22 protein-coding genes are annotated in these 21,836 nt (G+C 54.6%); 17 read left to right on the top strand and 5 right to left on the bottom strand.

Features of this window, described 5'->3' with window-relative positions; translation table 11 throughout:
• Positions 1–118: 118 nt before the first annotated feature.
• The 7 genes from A8710_RS12035 (at position 119) to A8710_RS04885 (ending at position 8,402) form a co-directional block, all read left to right on the top strand.
• Positions 119–1,759: an ice-binding family protein gene (locus tag A8710_RS12035; protein ID WP_082968672.1), complete on the top strand. Its 1,641-nt coding sequence runs from the start codon at positions 119–121 to the stop codon at positions 1,757–1,759.
• Positions 1,760–1,796: 37 nt separating this feature from the next.
• Positions 1,797–2,927, top strand: a complete 1,131-nt coding sequence (locus A8710_RS04910) for an OmpA family protein (protein WP_068860594.1) — start codon at positions 1,797–1,799, stop codon at positions 2,925–2,927.
• A gap of 163 nt (positions 2,928–3,090) precedes the next feature.
• Positions 3,091–4,566, top strand: a complete 1,476-nt coding sequence (locus tag A8710_RS04905) for an amidase (protein WP_068858382.1) — start codon at positions 3,091–3,093, stop codon at positions 4,564–4,566.
• Positions 4,567–4,663: 97 nt separating this feature from the next.
• Entirely contained in the window at positions 4,664–5,596 is a 933-nt protein-coding gene (locus tag A8710_RS04900) for an alpha/beta fold hydrolase (protein ID WP_068858381.1), read from the top strand.
• A gap of 11 nt (positions 5,597–5,607) precedes the next feature.
• On the top strand, positions 5,608–6,333 hold the full coding sequence (locus A8710_RS04895; RefSeq protein WP_082968671.1) for a dienelactone hydrolase family protein: 726 nt from the start codon (positions 5,608–5,610) through the stop codon (positions 6,331–6,333).
• Positions 6,334–6,882, top strand: a complete 549-nt coding sequence (locus tag A8710_RS04890) for a DNA-deoxyinosine glycosylase (RefSeq protein ID WP_198341620.1) — start codon at positions 6,334–6,336, stop codon at positions 6,880–6,882.
• 32 nt (positions 6,883–6,914) lie between these two features.
• Positions 6,915–8,402 (top strand): SulP family inorganic anion transporter, encoded by a 1,488-nt coding sequence (locus A8710_RS04885; RefSeq protein WP_068858380.1) that lies wholly within the window; start codon positions 6,915–6,917, stop codon positions 8,400–8,402.
• Between the two features lie 3 nt (positions 8,403–8,405).
• On the opposite strand, the gene A8710_RS04880 is transcribed toward A8710_RS04885, so the two are convergent.
• Positions 8,406–8,750, bottom strand: a complete 345-nt coding sequence (locus A8710_RS04880) for a YnfA family protein (RefSeq protein ID WP_068858379.1) — start codon at positions 8,748–8,750, stop codon at positions 8,406–8,408.
• Positions 8,751–9,048: 298 nt separating this feature from the next.
• On the opposite strand from A8710_RS04880, the gene A8710_RS04875 reads away from it, so the two are divergent.
• The 5 genes from A8710_RS04875 to A8710_RS04855 all read left to right on the top strand — a co-directional run bounded on the left by A8710_RS04875 (position 9,049) and on the right by A8710_RS04855 (position 14,273).
• Positions 9,049–9,858 (top strand): helix-turn-helix domain-containing protein, encoded by an 810-nt coding sequence (locus A8710_RS04875; protein ID WP_157686298.1) that lies wholly within the window; start codon positions 9,049–9,051, stop codon positions 9,856–9,858.
• A 261-nt stretch (positions 9,859–10,119) separates the two neighbouring features.
• Entirely contained in the window at positions 10,120–10,347 is a 228-nt protein-coding gene (locus tag A8710_RS04870) for a DUF350 domain-containing protein (protein ID WP_068858377.1), read from the top strand.
• Positions 10,348–10,352: 5 nt separating this feature from the next.
• Positions 10,353–11,186, top strand: a complete 834-nt coding sequence (locus tag A8710_RS12030; RefSeq protein WP_082968669.1) for a transglycosylase SLT domain-containing protein — start codon at positions 10,353–10,355, stop codon at positions 11,184–11,186.
• A 190-nt stretch (positions 11,187–11,376) separates the two neighbouring features.
• Positions 11,377–12,777: a VTT domain-containing protein gene (locus A8710_RS04860; RefSeq protein WP_068858376.1), complete on the top strand. Its 1,401-nt coding sequence runs from the start codon at positions 11,377–11,379 to the stop codon at positions 12,775–12,777.
• A gap of 2 nt (positions 12,778–12,779) precedes the next feature.
• A complete protein-coding gene (locus tag A8710_RS04855; RefSeq protein ID WP_068858375.1) occupies positions 12,780–14,273 on the top strand; it encodes an AbgT family transporter in 1,494 nt (497 codons plus the stop codon).
• 31 nt (positions 14,274–14,304) lie between these two features.
• Here A8710_RS04855 and A8710_RS04850 read toward each other — a convergent pair whose 3' ends face one another.
• Positions 14,305–15,132, bottom strand: a complete 828-nt coding sequence (locus tag A8710_RS04850) for an SDR family NAD(P)-dependent oxidoreductase (protein ID WP_068858374.1) — start codon at positions 15,130–15,132, stop codon at positions 14,305–14,307.
• Positions 15,129–16,202 carry an MBL fold metallo-hydrolase gene (locus A8710_RS04845; RefSeq protein WP_068858373.1) on the bottom strand — a complete coding sequence of 358 codons (1,074 nt, stop codon included), beginning with the start codon at positions 16,200–16,202 and terminating at the stop codon, positions 15,129–15,131. The genes A8710_RS04850 and A8710_RS04845 overlap by 4 nt, the downstream gene beginning before the upstream one ends.
• Positions 16,203–16,307: 105 nt before the next feature.
• On the opposite strand from A8710_RS04845, the gene A8710_RS04840 reads away from it, so the two are divergent.
• The 5 genes from A8710_RS04840 (at position 16,308) to A8710_RS04820 (ending at position 21,093) form a co-directional block, all read left to right on the top strand.
• A complete protein-coding gene (locus tag A8710_RS04840; protein WP_068858372.1) occupies positions 16,308–17,021 on the top strand; it encodes a TetR/AcrR family transcriptional regulator in 714 nt (237 codons plus the stop codon).
• Positions 17,018–17,983 carry an NAD-dependent epimerase/dehydratase family protein gene (locus A8710_RS04835; RefSeq protein WP_068858371.1) on the top strand — a complete coding sequence of 322 codons (966 nt, stop codon included), beginning with the start codon at positions 17,018–17,020 and terminating at the stop codon, positions 17,981–17,983. Before A8710_RS04840 ends, A8710_RS04835 begins: the two co-directional genes overlap by 4 nt.
• Positions 17,980–18,636 (top strand): DUF6989 domain-containing protein, encoded by a 657-nt coding sequence (locus tag A8710_RS04830; protein WP_068858370.1) that lies wholly within the window; start codon positions 17,980–17,982, stop codon positions 18,634–18,636. Before A8710_RS04835 ends, A8710_RS04830 begins: the two co-directional genes overlap by 4 nt.
• A 37-nt stretch (positions 18,637–18,673) precedes the next feature.
• Complete coding sequence (locus tag A8710_RS04825) at positions 18,674–19,984, top strand: NADH:flavin oxidoreductase/NADH oxidase family protein (protein ID WP_068858369.1); 1,311 nt, start codon at positions 18,674–18,676, stop codon at positions 19,982–19,984.
• A 98-nt stretch (positions 19,985–20,082) separates the two neighbouring features.
• Positions 20,083–21,093, top strand: a complete 1,011-nt coding sequence (locus A8710_RS04820) for an NAD(P)/FAD-dependent oxidoreductase (RefSeq protein ID WP_068858368.1) — start codon at positions 20,083–20,085, stop codon at positions 21,091–21,093.
• Here A8710_RS04820 and A8710_RS04815 read toward each other — a convergent pair.
• Positions 21,090–21,431, bottom strand: coding sequence for an FKBP-type peptidyl-prolyl cis-trans isomerase (locus tag A8710_RS04815; protein ID WP_068858367.1), 342 nt, complete (start codon positions 21,429–21,431; stop codon positions 21,090–21,092). The two genes, A8710_RS04820 and A8710_RS04815, sit on opposite strands and share 4 nt — an antisense overlap.
• Before the next feature lie 15 nt (positions 21,432–21,446).
• Positions 21,447–21,710, bottom strand: coding sequence for a hypothetical protein (locus A8710_RS04810; protein ID WP_068858366.1), 264 nt, complete (start codon positions 21,708–21,710; stop codon positions 21,447–21,449).
• Positions 21,711–21,836 lie beyond the last annotated feature (126 nt).

The following is a 21,836-nucleotide window of genomic DNA, read 5'->3' as shown; positions in this document are numbered from 1 at the left end:
CGCCTAAGCAAATACTGCTCAGTAAGGTTCGTGTTCTGTAATTAGCGAACGCACAGAGGCCATCGTGGCTTCTCAATGATTACGTCGATGACTGTCAAAATCAGTTTAGGGGATTCAAATGAATAGCATAAAAACAAAAACTGGATATCTGACGTTTTTAGTCACATTCATTTTTAGCGCTTTTGCTTTGGTATTAGCTCCGGGATGCGGCGGCAGTCAGGGTAGGGACCCCATCTTGGGAATAGGTGATTTTCCTGTACCTATTCCAGTCCCCGACACGATTCGTCCACAAGTAACCGTAACGGTTCCCGATGCACTTGCGGTCGCTGTTCCTACCAGTACGAAAATCATTGCAACATTCAGCGAAGACATGAACCCCGCAACACTAAGCGGAGCTTCTGGAATAGCTAATTTCACCCTGTGTGCTAGTACCATCTCACCATGTCCTACTCCCCTTGTTGGCGGCACGGTGAGCTATGTAGCAAGCGCTAGATCCGCAACTTTTTCTCCGACAGTACTACTTGCTGCAACGACCACATATACAGCAACCGTCACGACAGGTGCGACGGATCTTGCGGGTAATGCATTGGGGGGAAATAAAGCCCCTGCCCCCGCAGCAAGCAACTACGTTTGGACCTTTACGACGGGTGCCGTTGCCGATCTCACCCCGCCTACCGTGACGACTGTATTCCCCGCTGATCTTGCCACTGGCGTGTGCCCCAACGCAGTGGTCAGTGCGACATTTAGTGAATCGATGGATCCCTCAACGATCACAACCAGCACATTTACGCTGCAAACCAGTGGGCCACCATTAGGACCTGTACTCAATGGCTCGGTGACCTACGATGCGGCGACCAAGATTGCCAGCTTTGCGCCATCCAGCAGCCTCGTCAACACGACAACATATACGGCGACCATGACAACAGGGGTTAAGGATGTGGCCGGCAATACGCTGGCGAGTAACAAGGTCTGGACCTTCACTGCAGGCCCTGTAAGTACATGCAATGCACAAGCTCCATCGCTGCTATCGGCCAAGACATTCGGGATCATTGGCGGTTCGGCGGGAATGACAAACCAAGGAACGCTTACGGTGATCAATGGCGACATTGGAACGACTGCCGCTTCTACCGCGGTGACGGGGTTCCATGATGCTGGACCGGGATGTACTTATACCGAAACGGGTGACAATGTAGGAACTGTGAATGGGAAGATCTATACCGCAGCACCACCTCCTACCATTGCCTGCCCATCAGAAGGCACTGCGCAAACGTTCGCCATAGCAAAACAGGCTCGTGACGATGCGTTAACTGCCTACAACATGCTGGCCGGGTTAGCTGGGAATTCAGGTGCCGCAAATTTGGGCGGCCTTACTCTCGCCCCTGGTGTTTATCAAGCCCCGGCAGGCACTTTCAGAATTCAAGGTGCAGATCTGACCCTGGACGCCAATGGTGATGCGAATGCGGTTTGGGTATTCCAGATGGCGACCACACTCACCGTTGGTGGCCCAGGCGCTGCATTTCCGCAAAGCGTTACATTAATTAATGGCGCTCAAGCCAAGAACGTCTTCTGGCAGGTCGGTAGTGCGGCCATCATTAATGCAGGAGGTGGCGGCACCATGGTCGGCACGATAATCGCGCAATCGGGTGCAGCGTTCTCAACCGCGGGGAATATGACTGTCCTGACGCTAAATGGCAGGGTGCTGTCACTGGACGCTTCAGTGACCCTAGTAAATACAGTGATCAATGTACCTGGGCCATAAGCCTCGGTCATTAATTCAAAAAATTCCAGGGGGAAACATGACATTAGCAACTACAGTGTTGAGATTGAGTCTACTGACCATGGGTGTAATGGCGAGCTCATTGGCAATGGCAGACGATTCGGGTTGGTACGTTGGCGGAAGCCTTGGTCAATCACGAGCAACCATTGATGACGAAAGGATTATCGGTAGCCTCGCGCGAGCAGGCTTAACGACCACTTCATTCAAAGATGATGATCGAAAACTCGGGTACAAAGTTTTTGGTGGTTACCAATTCACCAAATACTTTGCCTTAGAAAGTGGATATTTCGATACGGGAAATTTTAGCTTTAACGCAACGACAAGCCCGCCTGGAACGTTTAGTGGTGAAATGAAACTAAAAGGCATCAATCTAGACACCGTCGGAACTCTGCCCCTTACTGATAAATTTTCAGCGTTGGGACGGATAGGCGTAAATTTCTCTGATGTAAAAAGCTCATTCTCCAACACGGGATCCGTCGGCACGTTTCCCAATCAAAGCAAGCGGGCTGCAAATTACAAATTTGGCTTAGGTGTTCAGTACGATTTCACCCCATCCCTTGGGATGCGCGTCGAAGCAGAGCGATACCGTATTAATGATGCGATCGGCAACACAGGCGATATTGATCTTATCTCGGCCGGTTTGGTCTATCGATTTGGGAAGACGCCTGCACCTGTCCAACGCGTTACAACGCTAGAACCTGTTGCCTATGCGCCTGCTGCTCCCCAAGAACAGGTGGCAGTCGCACCAACGCCACAGCCACAGCCCTTGCGCAAGGTGACGCTCTCAGCAGATTCTCTTTTCGATTTCAACAAATCAACGGTGAAGCCTGATGGGAAACAAGCGCTCGACACGCTGGTTGCTGACCTGCGAGATGTCGATTTCAATGCCATCATAGTGACAGGTCACACCGACCGAATTGGTTCACATGCATACAATCTCAAGCTTTCGACCCGTCGTGCCGAAGCGGTCAAAGCTTATCTGGTGAAGTCCGCAGGTATTCCGGCCGATAAGATCTCAGCCAGCGGAGTTAATGGAGCAGATCCCGTAACGAAGCCAGATGAATGCAAAGGCACAAAAAAGACCAACGCATTAATCGTCTGCTTGCAGCCCGACCGTCGAGTAGAAGTCCAAGTCACCGGCAGAAAATGATTACGAATACCGACTCATTCCCCACTGCGCAGTGTCAAACGCCCTGGCAGTGAGGCGTTTGTTCGGTGCGCGACGCTATCGAGCTATACGACTGACCTGCTAGTCTCTCGCCAAGAGGATAACCGAACAACAAAAAAGTTCCGCTTGACCCGAAGGACAACAAATGAAATTCGAAGAATATCGCCAACACGATGCCCTTGGGCTCGCCGCGCTGGTCAGCAGCAAGCAAGTGACACCGAGCGAGTTGCTCGACTGTGCTCTAGACCGTGCCGCAGCCGTCAACCCCGAACTCAACGCCATTATCACTCCCATGCACGAGATCGCCAAAGCACGTGTGAGAGATGAGCTGCGCGGCCCGTTTGCCGGCGTGCCATTCCTGATCAAGGACATCGCGCAGGATCATGCCGGGGTGGCGTCGAGCGCTGGCAGTCGTGCTTTTCGCCATTATGTGCCGGCCAGCCATTCCGAATATGTGAACCGAGCGCTGGCTGCCGGTTTGGTGATTTTCGGCAAGACCAACACGCCGGAGCTGGCGCTGAAAGGCACGACCGAGCCGGAACTCTGGGGGCCATCGCGCAATCCGTGGAACCCGGACTACACCACCGGAGGCTCATCCGGAGGCTCGGCGGCAGCCGTGGCGGCGGGCATGGTGCCGATGGCCGGAGCCAGCGATGGCGGCGGCTCGATTCGTATTCCGGCGGCGTATTGCGGGCTGTTCGGGCTACGGCCATCGCGTGGTCGTGTGCCGGCAGGGCCGCGTCATGCCGAGTTCTGGCACGGGGCATCCAGCGAGCATGTGGTGAGCCGCAGTGTGCGTGACAGCGCGGCCATGCTGGATGCCTTGCAAGGCCCGGATTCGGGCGCACCGTTTCATATTCAGGCACCGGCTCGGCCGTATCTTGAGGAAGTCGTGCGTGATCCCGGCAAGCTGCGCATTGGTTATTCAACGCGCTCGCCCCTGGGGCTGGGTGTAGATCCCGATGCGATCCAGGCAATCGAGGCTTGCGTGGCGCTGCTGCGTCAACTCGGGCATGAGGTCGAAGAGGCCGAACCGGCAATTGATGGTCAGGAGCTGGCCGAATGTTTCCTGACCATGTACATGGGTCAGACGGCCGCGAACATGGTCGAGGCCCAGCGACTGCACGGTGCTCGCGAGCAGGATTTCGAACTTGATACACGGGCTCTAGGTCTGCTCGGACGCGCACTGTCTGCTGGCGAATACACGCGCTCATTGTTCAAATGGAATGGCTTTTCACGCTCGCTCGCTACTTTCTTTCAAACCTATGATCTGTATCTAACTCCGACACAAGCTTGCCTGCCGGCGAAGATTGGCGAGCAAAAGACACCCGCTTGGCAGGAGGCCGCACTCAAGCCCTTACTGGCTCTGGGCCTGGGTAAACTCCTGCTGCAAAGTGGTCAGGTCGAAAAAATGGCCAGCGAAAGTCTGCGCCGCGTGCCCTTCACCCAGCTCTCGAATCTGACCGGCACGCCCTCCATGTCGGTTCCTCTGTACTGGACATCCGATGGCCTGCCCTTGGGCGCTCAATTTGTGGCACCGTTCGGCGATGAGGCCTTGCTGTTCAGGCTGGCCGCTCAACTGGAACAGGCGCAGCCCTGGTTCAGTCGCGTTCCAACTTGATCACAAGCTTGGCAGATACCTTCTGCTCAGCTAGTCTGCGCAGCTGACTCGAACTGACAACAAAAATCGCCAGATTTTAGTGGCGCGGAGTGACTCCATGAAATTATCCCTGAAGACCCTGTTACTGGCTGCCGGTCTCACTACAACAGGATTGGCACAGGCCTCACTCGGCGCCTGGGTACAGGACAAGGCGCTGGGCTTAGAGCAATTCCGCGCCGACTTAAAGACTAGCTCCGTCAACGTTGATGGCCATGACGTAAAGGTCTTTACGCGCAAGCTCGACAGTAGCGAGCCCTGCATCGTCATGATCCATGGTTTCACCGCGCGGGGCGCGCACTGGTTCCGTATGGCGCAAAAGATGCCCGCCGAACGCTGCATCATCTCGCTGGATTTACCGGGGTTTGGCGACTCCAGCTTCATTCCAACGGCAGCCTATGATGCGGCAACGCAAGCGGATCGCGTCAGTGCCGTGATTAAGGCATTGAAGCCGAAAAATCCTCAGGTGGATGTCATCGGCAACTCAATGGGTGGCTTCATTTCCGCCGAGCTTGCGCTACGTCATCCTGAGCAAGTGCACAGCCTAGGCCTGATGAATGCCTCTGGCGTAAGTAGCCCTACCCCTAGCGTATTGCGTCAGCAAATTGCCGCCGGCAAGAACGGCTTCTTTGCTAAAGATATCGCCGGTTTTCACACCTTTTACGCCATGACCATGAGCCAACCACCGTTTATTCCTGGCTTTGTCTTGGATGCCGTTGGCGAGCAGGCCATCGCACGTGTACCGCGCCACGAATACATTTTTAAGCAGATCAGCAATGTGAATTTGGATGACCAACTGAGCAAGATCAAGGTGCCGACGCTGATCATCTGGGGCGATGAAGACAAGCTGCTGCATATCAGCATGGCCTCGGTTTGGCGCAAGATTCCCGGTTCGCGCGTGTTCGTATTCAAGGGCATTGGCCACATGCCGCACCTGGAGCGTCCGAGCGAAAGTGCCGAGCTCTACACCCAATTCCTGAACAAATCTCTGTAAGGACAGCCACCATGACGGTCGCCAATCGCCGCTTCACCCTGTCACTCAGTAACGGTCATGACATGCAGTGCGAGCTGTTTCTGCCGGCGCGCCGCAACAGCAAGCGTGCGGCGGTGATTGCCATCCATGACATCTTCGGCCTGACCGATGACATTCGCCGCATCGCCAGTCGTCTCGCCGATGCCGGCTACCCGGCGGTGGTGCCCGACCTCTACGACAACGGCTCGATGAAGCCGCTGTGCGTGACCAAGACGCTGCTCGCACACGAGACCGGCAAGGGTCTGGCGTTCGAACAGCTCGAAGCCGTGCGCCAGTGGCTGCTGATCGAGCCGGAGCTGGATGTGCAGCAAGTCGGCGTGATGGGCTTCTGCATGGGCGGCCGCTTTGCCCTGCTCTACGGCGCGCAAGCACCGCTGGCCGTGGTGGCGCCGTTCTATGGCATGGTGCCGCCCAAGGCCGAAGACTTGCAGGGCATCTGCCCGGTGGTCGGCGGCTGGGGCGAGAAAGACATGATCATGGGCAAGCACGGCAAGCTGCTCAACAAGCATCTGGATAAGCTCGGCGTTGAACACGATGTGAAGAGCTACCCCGATGCCGGCCACTCCTACATGAACAACCACGACACGTTTATTTTTCGTGAACTCGGTGACTACAGCCCGCTGCGCTCGAAGTACAACGAGGCCGCCGCCGAAGACAGTTGGGAGCGCGTATTCGCGTTTTTTGACAAGGTGTTGTGATTGGCTATTGCTGATAACTCGCAAGCGCAGGGCTTCGCGCCGGTCGCCCGTAGCGATGCGCGGCTGCTGATTCTCGGCAGCATGCCCGGCCAGGCCTCGCTGCAGGCACAGGCCTATTACGCCCACCCGCGCAACGCCTTCTGGCCCATCCTCGCCGATGTGCTCGGCTTTTCGCCCGACCTGCCCTATGCCGAACGGCTCTTAATTTTGCAGGCTAACGGCATTGCCCTGTGGGATGTACTCGCGGCCTGCCATCGCCCCGGCAGCCTCGATGCCGATATCGATGACGCCAGCATCGTGGTCAATGACTTCGCCGGCTTTCTGCAACAGCACCCGCACATCCGCCAAGTCTGCTTCAACGGAGCTAAAGCCGAGCAATGCTGGCATCGTCACGTTAAACCCGCGTTAGCGTTGCCACGACAGCACACATTGGCCTTATTGCGCCTACCCTCGACCAGTCCCGCCCACGCGGGCATGACTTATGCCGCAAAGCTCGCTGCGTGGGCCGCCTGCATAACCCACTGTGTTAATATGCCGCTCCTGCGTTAAGCCCACCGCAACAGCTGCTCCCAGAATCTCGTATGTATAACCAACTCAAAGAAACGTGGTTTTCGAACGTACGTGGAGATGTGCTTGCTGGCATAGTCGTCGCACTTGCGCTCATTCCAGAGGCCATCGCGTTTTCAATTATTGCCGGAGTCGACCCGAAGGTAGGCCTTTATGCGTCCTTCTGCATTGCCGTGGTGATTGCATTTGTAGGCGGCCGACCCGGCATGATTTCGGCAGCTACTGGGGCCATGGCTTTGCTCATGATCACCCTCGTGAAGTCGCATGGATTGCAATACTTATTAGCGGCCACTTTACTCTGTGGCGTACTGCAAATACTGGCGGGGTATTTGCAGCTGGGCAGTCTCATGCGCTTTGTTTCGCGCTCTGTGGTGACCGGTTTCGTTAACGCCTTAGCCATCTTAATTTTTATGGCTCAATTGCCTGAATTAACCGATGTGAGCTGGCATGTGTATGCCATGACGGCAGCGGGCCTGGGCATCATCTATTTATTTCCCTTCCTCCCCGTGATCGGCAAGGTCATTCCATCTCCTCTGGTCTGCATTCTTACGCTGACGGCTTTTGCACTGGTCCTGGGGCTTGATATCCGAACCGTCGGCGACATGGGGCAACTACCCGACACCCTGCCCATTTTCCTTTGGCCAGAGGTTCCTCTAACCTTTGAGACCCTGCAAATCATTCTTCCCTACTCCGCGGCTCTCGCCGTTGTCGGCCTGCTCGAGTCCATGATGACAGCCACGATTGTGGATGAAATGACTGACACCCCTAGCGACAAAAATCGCGAATGCAAAGGTCAGGGCATTGCCAATATCGGTGCCGGTTTGCTCGGCGGCATGGCGGGCTGCGCAATGATTGGTCAGTCCGTGATTAATGTGAAATCCGGTGGGCGCACACGTCTATCAACATTAACCGCCGGCGTTGTACTGCTCATCATGTGCTTATTTCTCAGCGAGTGGGTGTCGAAAATCCCCATGGCCGCACTCGTTGCCGTCATGATTATGGTGTCTATTGGCACGTTCAGCTGGGACTCCGTACTCAATCTGCGAAAGCATCCGATGTCGAGCTCGATTGTCATGTTGGTCACGGTCACCTTTGTGGTGGTGACACATAATCTGGCTTACGGCGTCTTCGCCGGCGTGCTACTTGCTTCACTCTTTTTCGCTAATAAAATCAGCCACTTCATGTACGTTGAGGCGAGCTTAGAAAGCGCCAGCCAAACGCGCCGCTACAAAGTCGTAGGCCAAGTATTTTTCTCATCTGCCGATAAATTCAGTGCGTCTTTCGACTTTAAAGAGGACATCTCACAGGTGCAAATTGACCTTAAGCGCGCACATTTTTGGGATATCACCTCGGTCGCCGCACTGGATAAAGTCGTGCTCAAGTTCCGCCGTGAAGGCAAATCCGTTGAAGTCATCGGCCTCAATGAGGCCAGTGCCACCATCGTCGACCGCTTTGGTGTGCACGATAAGCCCGAGACCATTGATCGTGTGGTTGGTCACTAGTCCTTAGATGGCGGCTTTCCAGCCCGACACGATGATTGCCATGCCGATGAGCGCGATGCCAGCGCCCAACCAATCGGTTGCCTGTAACGTGATGCCATCAACCCAGCGCAACCACAGCAGCGCCACCACAATATAGACCCCACCGTAGGCCGCATAAACACGACCACTCGCCGCCGGATGCAGCGTCAGCAGCCAAGCAAATAGCGCCAGACTGAGCGCCGCCGGCAACAGCAACCACGGCGAGCCGGCTTTTTTCAGCCAGAGATAGGGTAAGTAGCAACCCACAATTTCAGCCACGGCGGTCAGTACAAACAAGGCTGACGTTTGGAGTAGCCCGAGGGTGTTCAAGTGGAAGTGCTCGTTGGCGTGGCCATGCCTTCAATCAACAGACGCACACAAACCTCGGAATAGTGTTAATGAATGCCTCCATCGTTGAAAGCTGAACAAAAATCAACGCAACCTCACTGATTATTTGGGAACCGAGTGATCACAGCACTCTGTGCTCGGAATTGCTTGTGTACAACGCAATAAAAATTTTTTGTACGATTGTAGCCTTATGTAATTTTATGTAACTTGCCGCTCAATTATAGAGCAAAGACCTAAACAGCAGGCACATTGCTCTTCACGACATTGTAAGGTGTTTGAATTGAGCCAAATTACACTCGACCCGATTGCTTACCCGCCCGTTGGCCGTTGGCTTAAAGCACAACGTGACGTACTAGGACTAACCATTACCGAGGCTTCAGACATTGCACAAATGAGTGAAAAGACACTTTACTCATTGGAACTGGAGCAGTTCCTGAGTCTACCAGAGCCCATCTTCGTTAAAGGCTATCTACGTCGCTATGCAAACGCGCTAAAACTCAACCCCATTGAAGTCATTGCTCTCTATGACGCTTGGCTGGAAACGTATTGGCTGAAAAACGACTTACAGCACAGTGAAGTTAATTCTAAAGCAACAATGACTCCGCCTATCTCTTGGGTCTCTCAGGTTAAGAATCATCTGGAAAGTATCCTGCAATCCACTCATAGTAAAGTAGGTCAAGCTGTATTGGCGTCTTGTTTTATTGGTACTTTTGCTTTTTTCCTCAGCATGGGTTCCAACACTAATCAACCTAAACGCACGATTCAAGCTACGGTGTCAATTCAAGATAATTTAACGTCAAATACTTTTTATTCTTCAGAAAGCAAATTATCCGAAAAAACGTCAACCATGGTTACTCGTACTCGAGCCACCGTAAAAAAATCCAGTTTTCTCGTTGCGTCATCAACAACCCACGTGCAAGTTATCGACGCTAGTGGCCTGATCGTTTACAGCGGCTTAGTTAAACCTTCCAAAAAAGTACAAATTAATGGTAAGACACCATTTAAATTGAATGCAGAAAGATTCAATACGGTTAGAATCATCAGTGTGAATGATTCCAGCTCAGAACTCTATGCCTCTACAAACAGCTAATTTATTAGGTCAAGTTATAATGAAAAAGTATATTTATCCATTTATTTTATTAGCATCGTTAAGCGGAAATTTATTTGCAGAAAATATTAAAGATGCAATGCTTTGGATCTCCACCAAGACACAGTTTGGCTACAACACGACGTTTATACGCTTTCCATCGCTTGAGACCTGTCAGGCAGAACTTAACAGCCGCACAAAAGAAATATCGCCTAATACAGAAATCTGGTGCCGATAATTAAAATAAAATTTGAGTAAAAAACTATGACAAACTTTGATCCCATAATTCTAAATTTAATTTATGCCATGTCTGGCTCTACGTTGAGCTTGCTTATCAGTTGGTTAGCCAGCGCAATATTTGAGCGACGAATGGGCTTTAGATTAAAAGAAAAGTTAGCGGAAGGCAATCTGGCCATTGGCCTAGTTATGCTGGGTATTTTTGTTGGGAACGGTATTGGCATGGGCATTATTATAGGCATGAGCCTGAACTAATAAATATGTCATTAGTCATTAAATACAAAAATAACCCACTTACTGTATTTACATTTATTGCGTACATATCAATATATTCAAGCGTATTACATGCTAGTGACTATACGCAAGAACCGCCAAGTATTTCGATTAGCTTAGCGGATACTGCCGCCCAAAAAGAAAAAATTGCACATCAAAAACAAATAAATTCACACACCGTGAGTGAGTCTGAGCCAAAAGAAAAGCCAGGCCTAATCGCAAAATACTTTTCTTTTTTCTTTTCTGCTGATAACGAAAACAACGAAATAATATCACCTGAAATCGACACCAAAAGTTCAGATAATTCTTCCATAACAAATTCTAAACAGAGGCACCCACGCAATAATACTAAATTTAAAAACAATTATGACGATCACTTTAGAAAATACACTAAGCACTACTTCGGTATTGGTGCTGATTGGACATGGTTCAAAGCGCAAGCAATTGTTGAGTCTGAGCTCAAACCCCACGCTAAGTCTCACTCCGGCGCCATGGGCTTAATGCAGATTATGCCTAAAACTTATCTTGAAATTAAACGCAAAAACCCACATTTTGAAGATGCATTCGACCCTTACTACAGTATTGCTGCCGGCATATATTACAACCGTAAAATATATGAATCGTGGCCCCAAATTGAAGACCCCGAAGACAGAAGGAAATACATGTTTGCTAGCTATAATGCTGGGCTTGGCAGCATCCAGCGAACTTATAAGCGAGCAGGAAATGTGACTTCCTTTACGCACTTAACGCCGCTACTTCACACAGCCCCTAAACATTATGTTTTCAAAATCGAAAGAGAATACAAAAAAATCAATCGATAGAATTTAAGCTAATTTTTTCTACTTTTAAGTCCAATCAAGTCGATGACGTTTGCCAATAGCGGCTTAAAGCACTGCCAAAGTGCTTAATAATTAACCAGAAACTGCCGCACACTTACAATCCCACTTGCAGGCGCGGCCTCAGCTGAGTAGGGTGCAGGCAACTTGCCCATTTGCCTAAGCTCCTATGCACATGACTGAAACCTGGTGGGCCTGGCTAACGCAGAATCCGGATTGGACACTGCTACTCATTTTTGGCCTTGCCGCACTTGAGTCACTGGCCGTCATCGGCTCCATCATTCCTGCTATTCCGGTCATGATTGGTCTGACCTTATTGGCCGGACATATCGGCATAAATGTCTATGAAGTGCTGCTCTATGCGGTGGCGGGCGCCATCGTCGGCGACGGCATCAGTTATGCCATCGGGCATCACTTTAAACACCGCATTGAGCATGTCTGGCCTTTCCGAAAAAATCCGCATTGGTTGGCGGCCAGTGAAGCTTTTGTCGAAAAACACGGCGGCAAAAGCCTGATCTTTGGACGCTTTATTGGTCCTATCCGCGCCTTTGTTCCTCTGGCGACTGGCATTTTCCAAATGCCATTTCCACGCTTCCTCTTTTTTAATGTCATTTCCGCCCTGCTTTGGGCTCCGCCGAATATTTTGCCAGGCTATTTTGCCGGTGCTGCCATCGACAGCCCACTGCTACCCGGCAAGCATCAGCTCCTTTTTGTGGGCGCCATTCTCATTACTATTGGAACGTTGGTTTGGTTACTGCCCCGCCTTAACAGCCTCACACGGCGTTGGCGACAGCAACATGCGCCGCATAACCACGGGGTATTTGCCTGCGCCGATGGCATTCCAGAAAACCAATTTATGACGTTACTGGTGGGCAGCGTCGGCTTAGTTAGTTTTATCTCGCTTGCCCTGTATTTACCCTTGTTGGCCGACCTCAATGCCTGGGTCACAACGGAGTTCACCCGCCTCCGACAGCCCGGCATTGATTGGTTGTTTACGGCATTTACGCTGCTAGCCGATAACCGCGCCTTACTGACCCTGGGCGGCATCGTGGCGTTTTGGTTGCTGCTTCGCCGCGAATGGCGTGCCCTCAGCTTTACCGTTGTGGCCAGCCTGTTGTGTTTATTCCTGCCCTCACTGCTGCAAACACTGTTTGCCCATCCAGGCCCACAGCCCGTCTTTACCATGCGCGACGAGGCATCCTTCCCCAGCGATCACGCCTTTTCCGTGACCGTGCTGTGGGGTTTGTTCTATGTTTTTATGACCCGCGATTTTTGGCCCGGCCTCAAGCCTTGGGCGCTGGCGGTGAGCCTAACGCTCATTATTTTCACGTCGATATCACGCGCATTTCTGGGCCTACATTGGATCAGTGATGTGATGGCTGGTGTCATGTTAGGTACGGCTGTGGTAGCCGGGTTGCGCTGGTCTTGGTACCGCGGCGCAGGCTTTATCCGGGTAAGGCACTGGGAGCCGACACTCATCATTATGCTTGCCTTAGTCTTATCGGGCTTCTTGTGGCTGCGACATAGCTGGGCATCCGCATTAATCCCCTACACCGTTTTAGGCTCAGGTAGCTAAACATGGCAGCAACTCGCTTTTTACGAACACTGGATCGTATTGAGACGCTAGGGAATCGTCTCCCCCCGCCCGCGTGGCTCTTTGTTTGGCTCTGCGGCATCGTATTGGTGGCCTCCGCCATTGCCGCGGGCCTAGGCTGGCAAGCCACATGGCCGGATGGCAGTAAGACCATTACCGCCGTTAATCTGATCTCTCTGGTCGGGTTGAACCATTTGTTCAACGACACCGTGACCAATTTCACCAGTTTTGCGCCCGTCGGCAATGTCGTCGTGGCCATGCTCGGTTTGGGGCTGGCCGAACGCTCAGGCTTACTCGCAGGTATCCTGTCATCGCTGGTTCGCCTCAGCGGTGTGCGCGCATTGCCAACGGTCGTTGCACTGGCCGGTGTGTTGTCGAGCATTGCCGTGGATGCCGGTTATGTGGTGGTCATTCCACTCGCTGGCCTGCTCTTCCAACGCGCGGGACTACCACCACTCGCTGGCATCGCCTGTGCCTTTGCTGGTGTTTCTGGCGGCTTTTCTGCCAATGTGCTGATTGGGCCCGTCGATGCCTTGCTTGCCGGTATCGCCAGCGAAGCCTTGCAAACGGTGAAGCCTGGCGCGGAAGTCGCTGTGACCGCTAATTACTTTTTTATGCTGGCGTCCACGCTATGGGTCACCTTGATCGTGTCTTGGGTCAATCATCAATTTGTCATGCCCCGATTGTCGGCCACCGCATCGACTGCGATCAACGCGCCCGTTGAGCTGGCCGATAGCCGTTTACACCGTGGCGGAGCGCGCGCGGTACTGCTGTGGACACTGGCTGTGCTGGCCTTCGCACTCGCTGGCTTGCTCCCTGCGGATGGCTTTTTGCGTGGGGAAGATGGCAGCGTCACGAAGTCGCCACTGATCAAAGGCGTGGTGGTATTGGTCGCTCTTTATGCGGGGATTGCCGGCATTCTGTATGCGCGGGTGAGTCAACGTTGGGCTCGCAGCAGCGATGCCGTTCCTGCCTTAGAGGAAACCCTGAAAACCTTAGCCAGCTATCTGGTGCTGATGTTTTTTGCCGCGCAATTTGTGGCCTATTTTCAGTGGAGCCAGATCGGGCAGCTCGTTGCCATCACCGGTGCTGAACAGCTCAAAGCCATGGACTGGTCGCCGGTGGTGCTATTGCTGATGTTTGTTTTATTCACGGTTACGCTGGATTTGCTGATTGGCTCCGCATCAGCGAAATGGGCGCTGATGGCACCCATCTTCATTCCCATGTTTTTTCTTGCTGGCATCCCGGCCGAGAGCACTTTGGCGGCCTATCGCGTGGGAGACAGCGTCGCCAACATCATCACCCCACTCATGCCGTATTTTGCGATGGTGGTGGCCTTTGCCCAGCGCTTCGAGCCGAAAGCGGGCATCGGCACACTCATGGCGATGATGCTGCCCTACTCGCTAGCGCTGTTGATGGGCTGGGGCGGCCTGCTCGCGCTCTGGCTGAGCCTAGGCTGGCCGTTGGGGCCGGGCTGAACTCCGCCACCTGCGCGCTGAAGTGAAAGGCTTAGCGTTCGGTACTGCTTTTACCGGCTTGAATGAGCTTCTGGCGCTTCTCGCCAGCCTTGCGGAATAGGCCGATGGCCTTGTTACCGAGCTGTGGCAGGTTACCCGCTAGTTTCGCGGTAGTACCTCGCCAAGCCGGCAGAGCAATCTCAAACGGACGATCCCGAAGTACCGGGCCGAGAATGGCGGCAACAACCTCTTGCGCCGTCAATGCACGCGGGCCAGAGAAGGTTAGCGCGGTCTGCGGCTTGCCTTGCTGGATGTCCAGCATTGGCGTCTGTACCGCATCCGGGCACACTGCCGTGACCGCGATGCCCTTGTCGGCAAGCTCCATGGCCGCAACCAGTGAATAACCCCGCACGGCAAACTTGCTGGCGCTGTACAGGCCGATACCAGGCACCGGCGATAAACCTGCCAGCGACGCGATATTGATGATGTGGCCCTGACCGCGCGCGAGCATGCTGGGCAAGACCGCCTGAGTGCCAAAAATCACACCCTTCACATTAATGTCGAAGTGGAAATCGACTTCGGCAGCCGTGGCATCTTGCACCCAGTTTTCTTTCAGCACACCGGCGATGTTGGCCAGCACATCGACCGCGCCATCTTCCGCTTCAACCCGAACCACTAAGGCCTTCCACGCCTCGGCATCGCGCACATCTAAGGTTTCCACGCGCAGCTGCGCAGACGCACCGGCTAATGCCTTTAATGCCTGTAAACCAGCTGGCTGAACATCGCAGGCACAGACGCGATCACCACGCGCCAGCAGTTGCTTAGCCAATTCATGCCCAATGCCCGAGGCTGCCCCTGAAACGATCCAATGCAGGCTCATGCGGCGACTCCTGATTTCAAGGTCAATTGACCAAACTCTTGCTCACCCACGGTGGCTGTTGGCGCGGTGCCGGGGAAGAGCCAAAACGCGGTGACTTCCGACGACGGCGCGACATTGGGGAAGCGCTCGTCCTTGGGGTTGGGGCCGGCTACGCTCTTTTCCTGCACCATGGAGATGTACTGATCCACCACATACTCCATGGTGTTGCCGTTGATGATGATCTCGGCGCCGGTCTGCTTCGCGAACGCGGCCAGGCCTGGCGTGGTCGAGTACTTGGGCTCATAAGCATCGAGACTGACGCCGTTTTCACTGGTCACGATCAGGCCCGTGTCGGTGTGGGAGACAATGGAGTGATTACCTTCGGTATGCCCTTTGGTGCGCATAATGGCCACCGAGCCATCGCCCAGCGCCACGCTGTCGTCGAGAAAGATCAACTTGCTCTCGGGCACGGCAGCGATGCCATCCGGGCAATACCACTGGTTTTGCCACGGAATCAGCGCCTGCGCGCTCTCCCACTCTTCCCGCATCACCAAGAGCTTGGCATTCGGAAACAGTGCCTGCTGACCATTGCCGCCGAGCCAGCGCGTCACATTTTGCGTATGCAGATGGTCATAGGTGATGTAGTCCACATCTTCAGGGCTAAGACCAATGCTTTTAAGGCAGTCCAGCACGGTCGCTGTCCTGCGAACGATGAGCTTATCCATCACACCCGTAAATCGCCCGGCCTGCTGGTCGAGCTGGGCAAAAAATGGCGTTTCGCGTTGATGTTCCCAATCAGATGGCCCGACCAGCAAGGTCTTAATGCCGTCAGCGGAGTCGAACTGAATCACACTCAAACGATTGCACAGATGCACAAACGGCGTCGGCAAGCTAAACGCGTTGAGGTAGGCAAATTTGGCCGGATACGGCACGCGCACTAGCTCGAAGGATTTGTAGAAGCGCACCTTGGGCTTGGCCAGCATATCGCGGCGAAAATCCTTGGCGGCTTCACGCACATGGTCGACGCGTGCCATGGGGCGACGGGCATCGCGGGTGCCGTCAAAGTGCTTCAGGGGCTGCAAAACGGTCATGCCTAGTCCTCAACAGTCAGGATAAATATCACGCCTAGCCGACTTGCCAAACGCGCAATCTGTGGCAGACTGTAAATCCAACAAGAAATCTTGTCAAAATAACGTATGACAGTAACGCTCACCGACGCTGCGCTACCCAACACGCCTCGCGAAACTGAAAAACCGGCTCGGGCGTATCGTGGCGTAGCGCCTGAACAACGCAGAGCAGAACGCCAACAGCGCTTACTCGCAGCGGGTTTGGAATTGTTTGCAAGGCAGGGCTATGCCCGCACGACCATCGAGCAGCTCTGTTCCGAGGCTAAGGTCACCGCGCGTCACTTCTACGCTATTTATCCCTCGCGCGAGGCCTTACTCACCGATCTCTACGACCGCATCTTGCAGGATCTGCGTGAAGCCGCTTTGGTAGCCATTAATGCCCCCGAGCAAAGTTTCGAAGAAAAAATCCCCCGCGCCATGCAAGCGCTCATTAATCATTACTTGGCAGATAGCCGACTCGCGCGGGTCGGCGTGCTGGAGTCGGTTGGCGTCAGCGCCGCCATGGAAACGCGTCGCCGCGCAGCCATTCATGACATGGCGGGTGTTATTGAAGGCTTCGTGAACGCCATGGTCAGCCGAGGCGAATTGCCCGCACATAACTACCACCTCGTGTGCGTAGCACTCGTGGGGGGCATCAATGAACTCCTGGCCGAATGGCTCACCGTTGCCGAACCGCCCAGCATCACCCAGTTAAGCCATGAAATTATCCGGATTTTTTACGCCTTGATTCGTGGCAGTGCCGTTTTGCCGCCCACCCTACTCACTCAGGAAATCACCTCATGACAACGCTTGCGATTACCGGCATCGGCGGCTTCATTGGATTGCGCATGGCCGAGCGCGCACTGGCGCTGGGCTGGCAGGTTCAAGGCATGGATCACTCGCTCATCGCGGCAGAACGTGCGCATGCGTTAGGCATCCAAGTCACGGTAGGCGACATCAATGATGAAGCCACGCTGCAGGCCGCCTTTGCCGGAGCCGATGTGGTTTTTCATACCGCGGCCATTGTGGAAGAAGACGGTCCTCGTGAGGCTTATGAACGGGTGAATGTAGAGGGCACGCGGCGTGTTTGCCGGGTAGCCCAGTCACAAGGCGTGCGGCAATTAGTGCATTTGTCTTCGGTCATGGTCTATGGCTTTGACTATCCGGCCGATGTCACCGAAGACGGCCCGTTAAATGGTCAAGGCAATGTGTACAACGACACCAAATTGGCCAGCGAGCAAGTTGCCCTGACGTTTAACACCACCAATTTTGCGGTGATTGTGATTCGGCCCGGCGATGTTTACGGCGCTGGCAGCGTACCTTGGGTGCAGCGTCCCATCGACCTAATTCGGCGGGGGCTTTTTGTGCTGCCGGACTTCGGACGCGGTGTGATCAACCATGTGCATGTCGACAATTTGCTGGATGGCATTTTTCTCGCCCTCGAAAAAGCCCAGGGCGGCTCCGTGTTTACCCTCAGTGACGGCGTCGCCACGCCCTGCCACACCTTCTTTGCTTATCATGCCAAGATGGCGGGGAAAAAACGTGTCCCAGCCTTGCCCGCTTGGGCGCTTAACGCCTTTTTGACTGCCAGTGCGCCAGCGCTCAAGCTACTTGGCCAAAAACCGTTAGCCAGCCCCGCTGCCATGAGGTTTCTTTTAAGACGCCATCGTTACAGCATTGCCAAGGCGCAGCGTGAGCTAGGCTATACCCCTAACATTTCGCTCGCCGATGGCATGGCGGACATTGCTCGGAGCCTAGCCCCATGACCACCGTCAGCCATCGTGGTATGCAGGATGCCCTGCGTTTTCATCTCGTTTTTTTTGCGATTGCCATCCCCATTGCCCTGTTGTCGCAAGGCGCCATGTTGGGCTGGGCCATTTTGCTTCTAGCAGCGGCGTACAACATCAACCTGCCCCTCATGTGCTACTGGCGTGGGCATCGCCAAGGCCTGAATCTCTGGCTATTTTTACTGCCCTTATCTGTTGCGTTGCCCTGCGCAGACTGGATGCTGGTGAAACAGATGGGCACGCTCACCTTCCCGGATCACGGTATTTATCGCCTCGGCGGCGCCGTACCGGTGTACTTCATGGGCTTGTGGATCATGCTGCTCTGGCCGCTGTGCTGGCTGGCCCAAGCCACCCGTTTTCCCTACAGCGTCAGCGCTGTGGGTGGCTTAGCAGCCTTCCTGACGTGGGAATGGGCCGCCCGCCCCATGAATTTGTGGCATGCCCAAGACGTTCAGCAAATCGCTGGCTTTGCACTCTACCCTCTCATCCCGGAGATGCTACTGGTCTTAGCCGCTCTGTGGATGTGGCGCCAGCACGGTCGCTCGACCTTGCCGGTACGCCTTTTCTGCGCTGTCAGCGTGGCCGTTTTTTATGCCGGCGCACTATCACTCGCGCTGCTTTGGATTGGCTAAAAGCGATCTAACCTTTTTCAAATTCAGGATATTCACCATGACGCTTGATCTACTCGCACAACCCTTTACCTTGCCCTGCGGTGTCACGCTACCCAACCGCCTGGCCAAAGCTGCCATGACCGAAGGCGTGGCCGATGCTAAGCAACGCGCCACCGATCGCCTCAATACACTCTACCGGCGCTGGTCTGAAGGTGGCTCAGGCCTCCTCATTACCGGCAATGTGCAAATTGATCGCGAGGTCTTGGAGCGTCCCGGCAATGTCGTGATCGTGCCGGAGACCGAGCAAGACAGCGTGGCGATGGCGCGACTACAAGCCTGGGCCGCGGCGGGCACCGTCAACGGCAATCAACTGTGGATGCAGATCAATCACGCGGGTCGTCAATCGCCGCGCTATGTCACCCGCCAGCCTGTTGCGCCGTCTGCCGTTAAACTCGATCTCATGGGCAACTACGCCTCACCTCGAGCACTCACCGAAGCAGAAATTCTCGGCCTCATTCAGCGCTATGCCCATGCCGCTCGCGTCGCGCAGAAAACGGGCTTTACTGGCGTGCAAATTCATTCGGCGCACGGCTACTTGCTGTCGTCCTTTTTATCGCCCATCACCAATCAACGCACCGATGCCTGGGGCGGCTCTTTAGCCAATCGCGCCCGCTTTCTGCTCGAAACGGTACGTGCTACACGGGCGGCTGTCGGCCCCCATTACCCCGTTGCGATCAAGCTCAATTCAGATGACTTCCGCCAAGGGGGTTTCTCTCACGAAGAATGCCTACAGGTCGTGGCCTGGCTGAATGACTTGCAGGTGGATCTGTTAGAAATTTCTGGTGGCACCTACGAGCAGCCCAAGCTGCTGGGCCACACCGGACGCAGCGACTCCATCAAAACGGAAACGGTGGCAGTTCGCACCAGCACGCGCCAACGCGAGGCCTACTTCCTTGAATACGCTGCGGCGATTCGCCAAGTCGCCACCATGCCCTTGATGGTCACGGGCGGCTTCCGCAGCCGAGAGGCCATGGAGCAGGCACTGCAAGCCGGCGACTGCGATGTCATCGGTCTGGGGCGCCCCCTCTGCACCGACCCCAACACCGTCAACGACTTACTCAGCGGGAAAATTGATCGCGTGGCAACGTATGAGCACACCCTACGCTTGGCTGCCAAAGGGCTGTTTTCACCCGCGAGCCCGGTGCTGCCCCTCAAGCTCATTAATGTGATTGGTGGCCAAGCCTGGTACTACCAACAAATATTCCGCTTGGCTGATGGCCTGGAAGCCGACCCCAAGATGGGCTTACTGCGCGCACTCACCGCCTACTATGGCGATGAATTACGCCAAGCGTGGCGCATTCGTCACTAAGCCATAGATCGTTGCGGCTCGCGTTTGTCCTAGCGCGAGCCCACGACCCAGGTCGCTACACTTAGCGCATCTCATGGTTTGAAGGGTTAGCACGCGACATGACTGCCGTAAAAAAAATTGCCGTGATCGGCGCGGGCATTGCCGGACTGTCCTGCGCTCAACGCTTACAGGCTGCCGGCCACCACGTCACTGTGTTCGAAAAGAGCCGTGGCGCTGCCGGTCGTATGAGCACGAAGCGTGGCGAAACTGAACATGGCAATGCTTGGCAATGTGATACCGGCGCGCAGTACTTCACCGCACGCGATCCCCGTTTTCATGCTGAGGTTCAGCGCTGGGTAAGTCTGGGCGTGGCTGCCGCGTGGGATCCGGAACTGCAAGTATTTGGCTCCTTGCCCGAGGCATCGGAACCAAGCGCCAGCCAGGCTAAGCCACAGCGCTTTGTCGGTACTCCGCGCATGACAGCGCCCGCTCGCCACGTAGCTGCGACACTAAATGTGCAAAGCCAAATCACCATCCAAGCGTTAAAGAAGCACGAAGGGCAGTGGCAACTCCGCAGCGCCGAGCACGCTTGGCTTGACGCCAGCTACGATGCCGTTGTGCTGGCCGTTCCTGCACCGCAAGCCCAACCCCTGCTTCACCCAATTCATATTGGCTTAGCCGAGCTGGCTAGCACTGCGCCGATGCGCGGCAGCTGGGCGCTCATGTTGCGCTATCACGAGCCCATGAAGCTGGCCTTCCAAGCCGCGTTTGTTAACCACGGCCCCTTACGCTGGGTGGCGGAAGACAGCCATAAGCCGGGGCGAAACGGCCAACACTGTTGGTTGCTTCATGCCAGCGCGGAATGGAGTGAGGCCCACATTGAAGCCACCAGCGACGCAGTGGCCGCGCCACTTATTGCGGCATTTATCAGTCTGGGTGGGCGCACGCCAGATGCTTGGAGCGCGCATCGTTGGCGCTACGCCGACACCGCTAAACCCTTGAATGTGGGGGCGGTGTGGGAAGCACAGGCAGGGCTAGGGCTGTGTGGGGATTGGCTCAATGGAGGCAAGGTAGAAGGTGCCTGGCTGAGTGGCCAAAGCCTGGCAGAGCAAATCCTTACCGCGACTTAATCGTCGCGCGTGAGGACTTCGAGTAGCTCAATTTCAAAGGTCAACGGGCTGTTGGGTTTGATGTGTGCGCCCACTTGGCGCTCGCCATAAGCCAAATGCGCGGGCACATGCAATTGACGCTTGCCGCCCACTTTCATGCCCATCAAACCTAAGTCCCAACCTTTAATAACGCGACCCGTTCCAATCACGCATTGAAACGGCTGGCCGCGGGTCCATGATGAGTCAAACTCGGTGCCATCGATTAAAGTGCCTCGGTAATGCGCGCGGATCAGCGCGCCTTTCACCACGGCCTTACCCTCGCCCAGCACCAGATCCACTACCTGTAACTCATCGCTCATCACGTATTCTCCCACTTAATCAACCACATAAACTACGCCAAACGCGCCGATTGAAGCCGTTTTATCGCCTACCGTTGTGTACGAAGCCAAGCCAACGCTATGGTACTTCGACACGAACGAGGTCAACTGGCCCAGCCCCAAGAGTCCTTCCACCGGACTGCGCTCAGACACCACGACCTTAATTTTTTCACGATGCTGATCGGCAGATGGGTTAAGCACAAAGGCACCAACAACCCCCGTGGCCAATAGAATGACGGGTAAAAATCGTGTTTTAGACATGCTGACATACTCAAAATGAATGATATGTAACCTAGGCACTATACGTCCTATGGCAAATTGCGGCTTACTTTCCGTGTCAAGTCTTGCTCAATTCAATTCTGGCCTGTAGCGTGACCACTCAGTCAA

The sequence above is a fragment of the Perlucidibaca aquatica genome, from assembly GCF_001676655.1.
GTDB classification, from domain to species: Bacteria; Pseudomonadota; Gammaproteobacteria; order Pseudomonadales; family Moraxellaceae; genus Perlucidibaca; species Perlucidibaca aquatica.
This window is presented reverse-complemented; position numbering and strand designations above follow the sequence as displayed.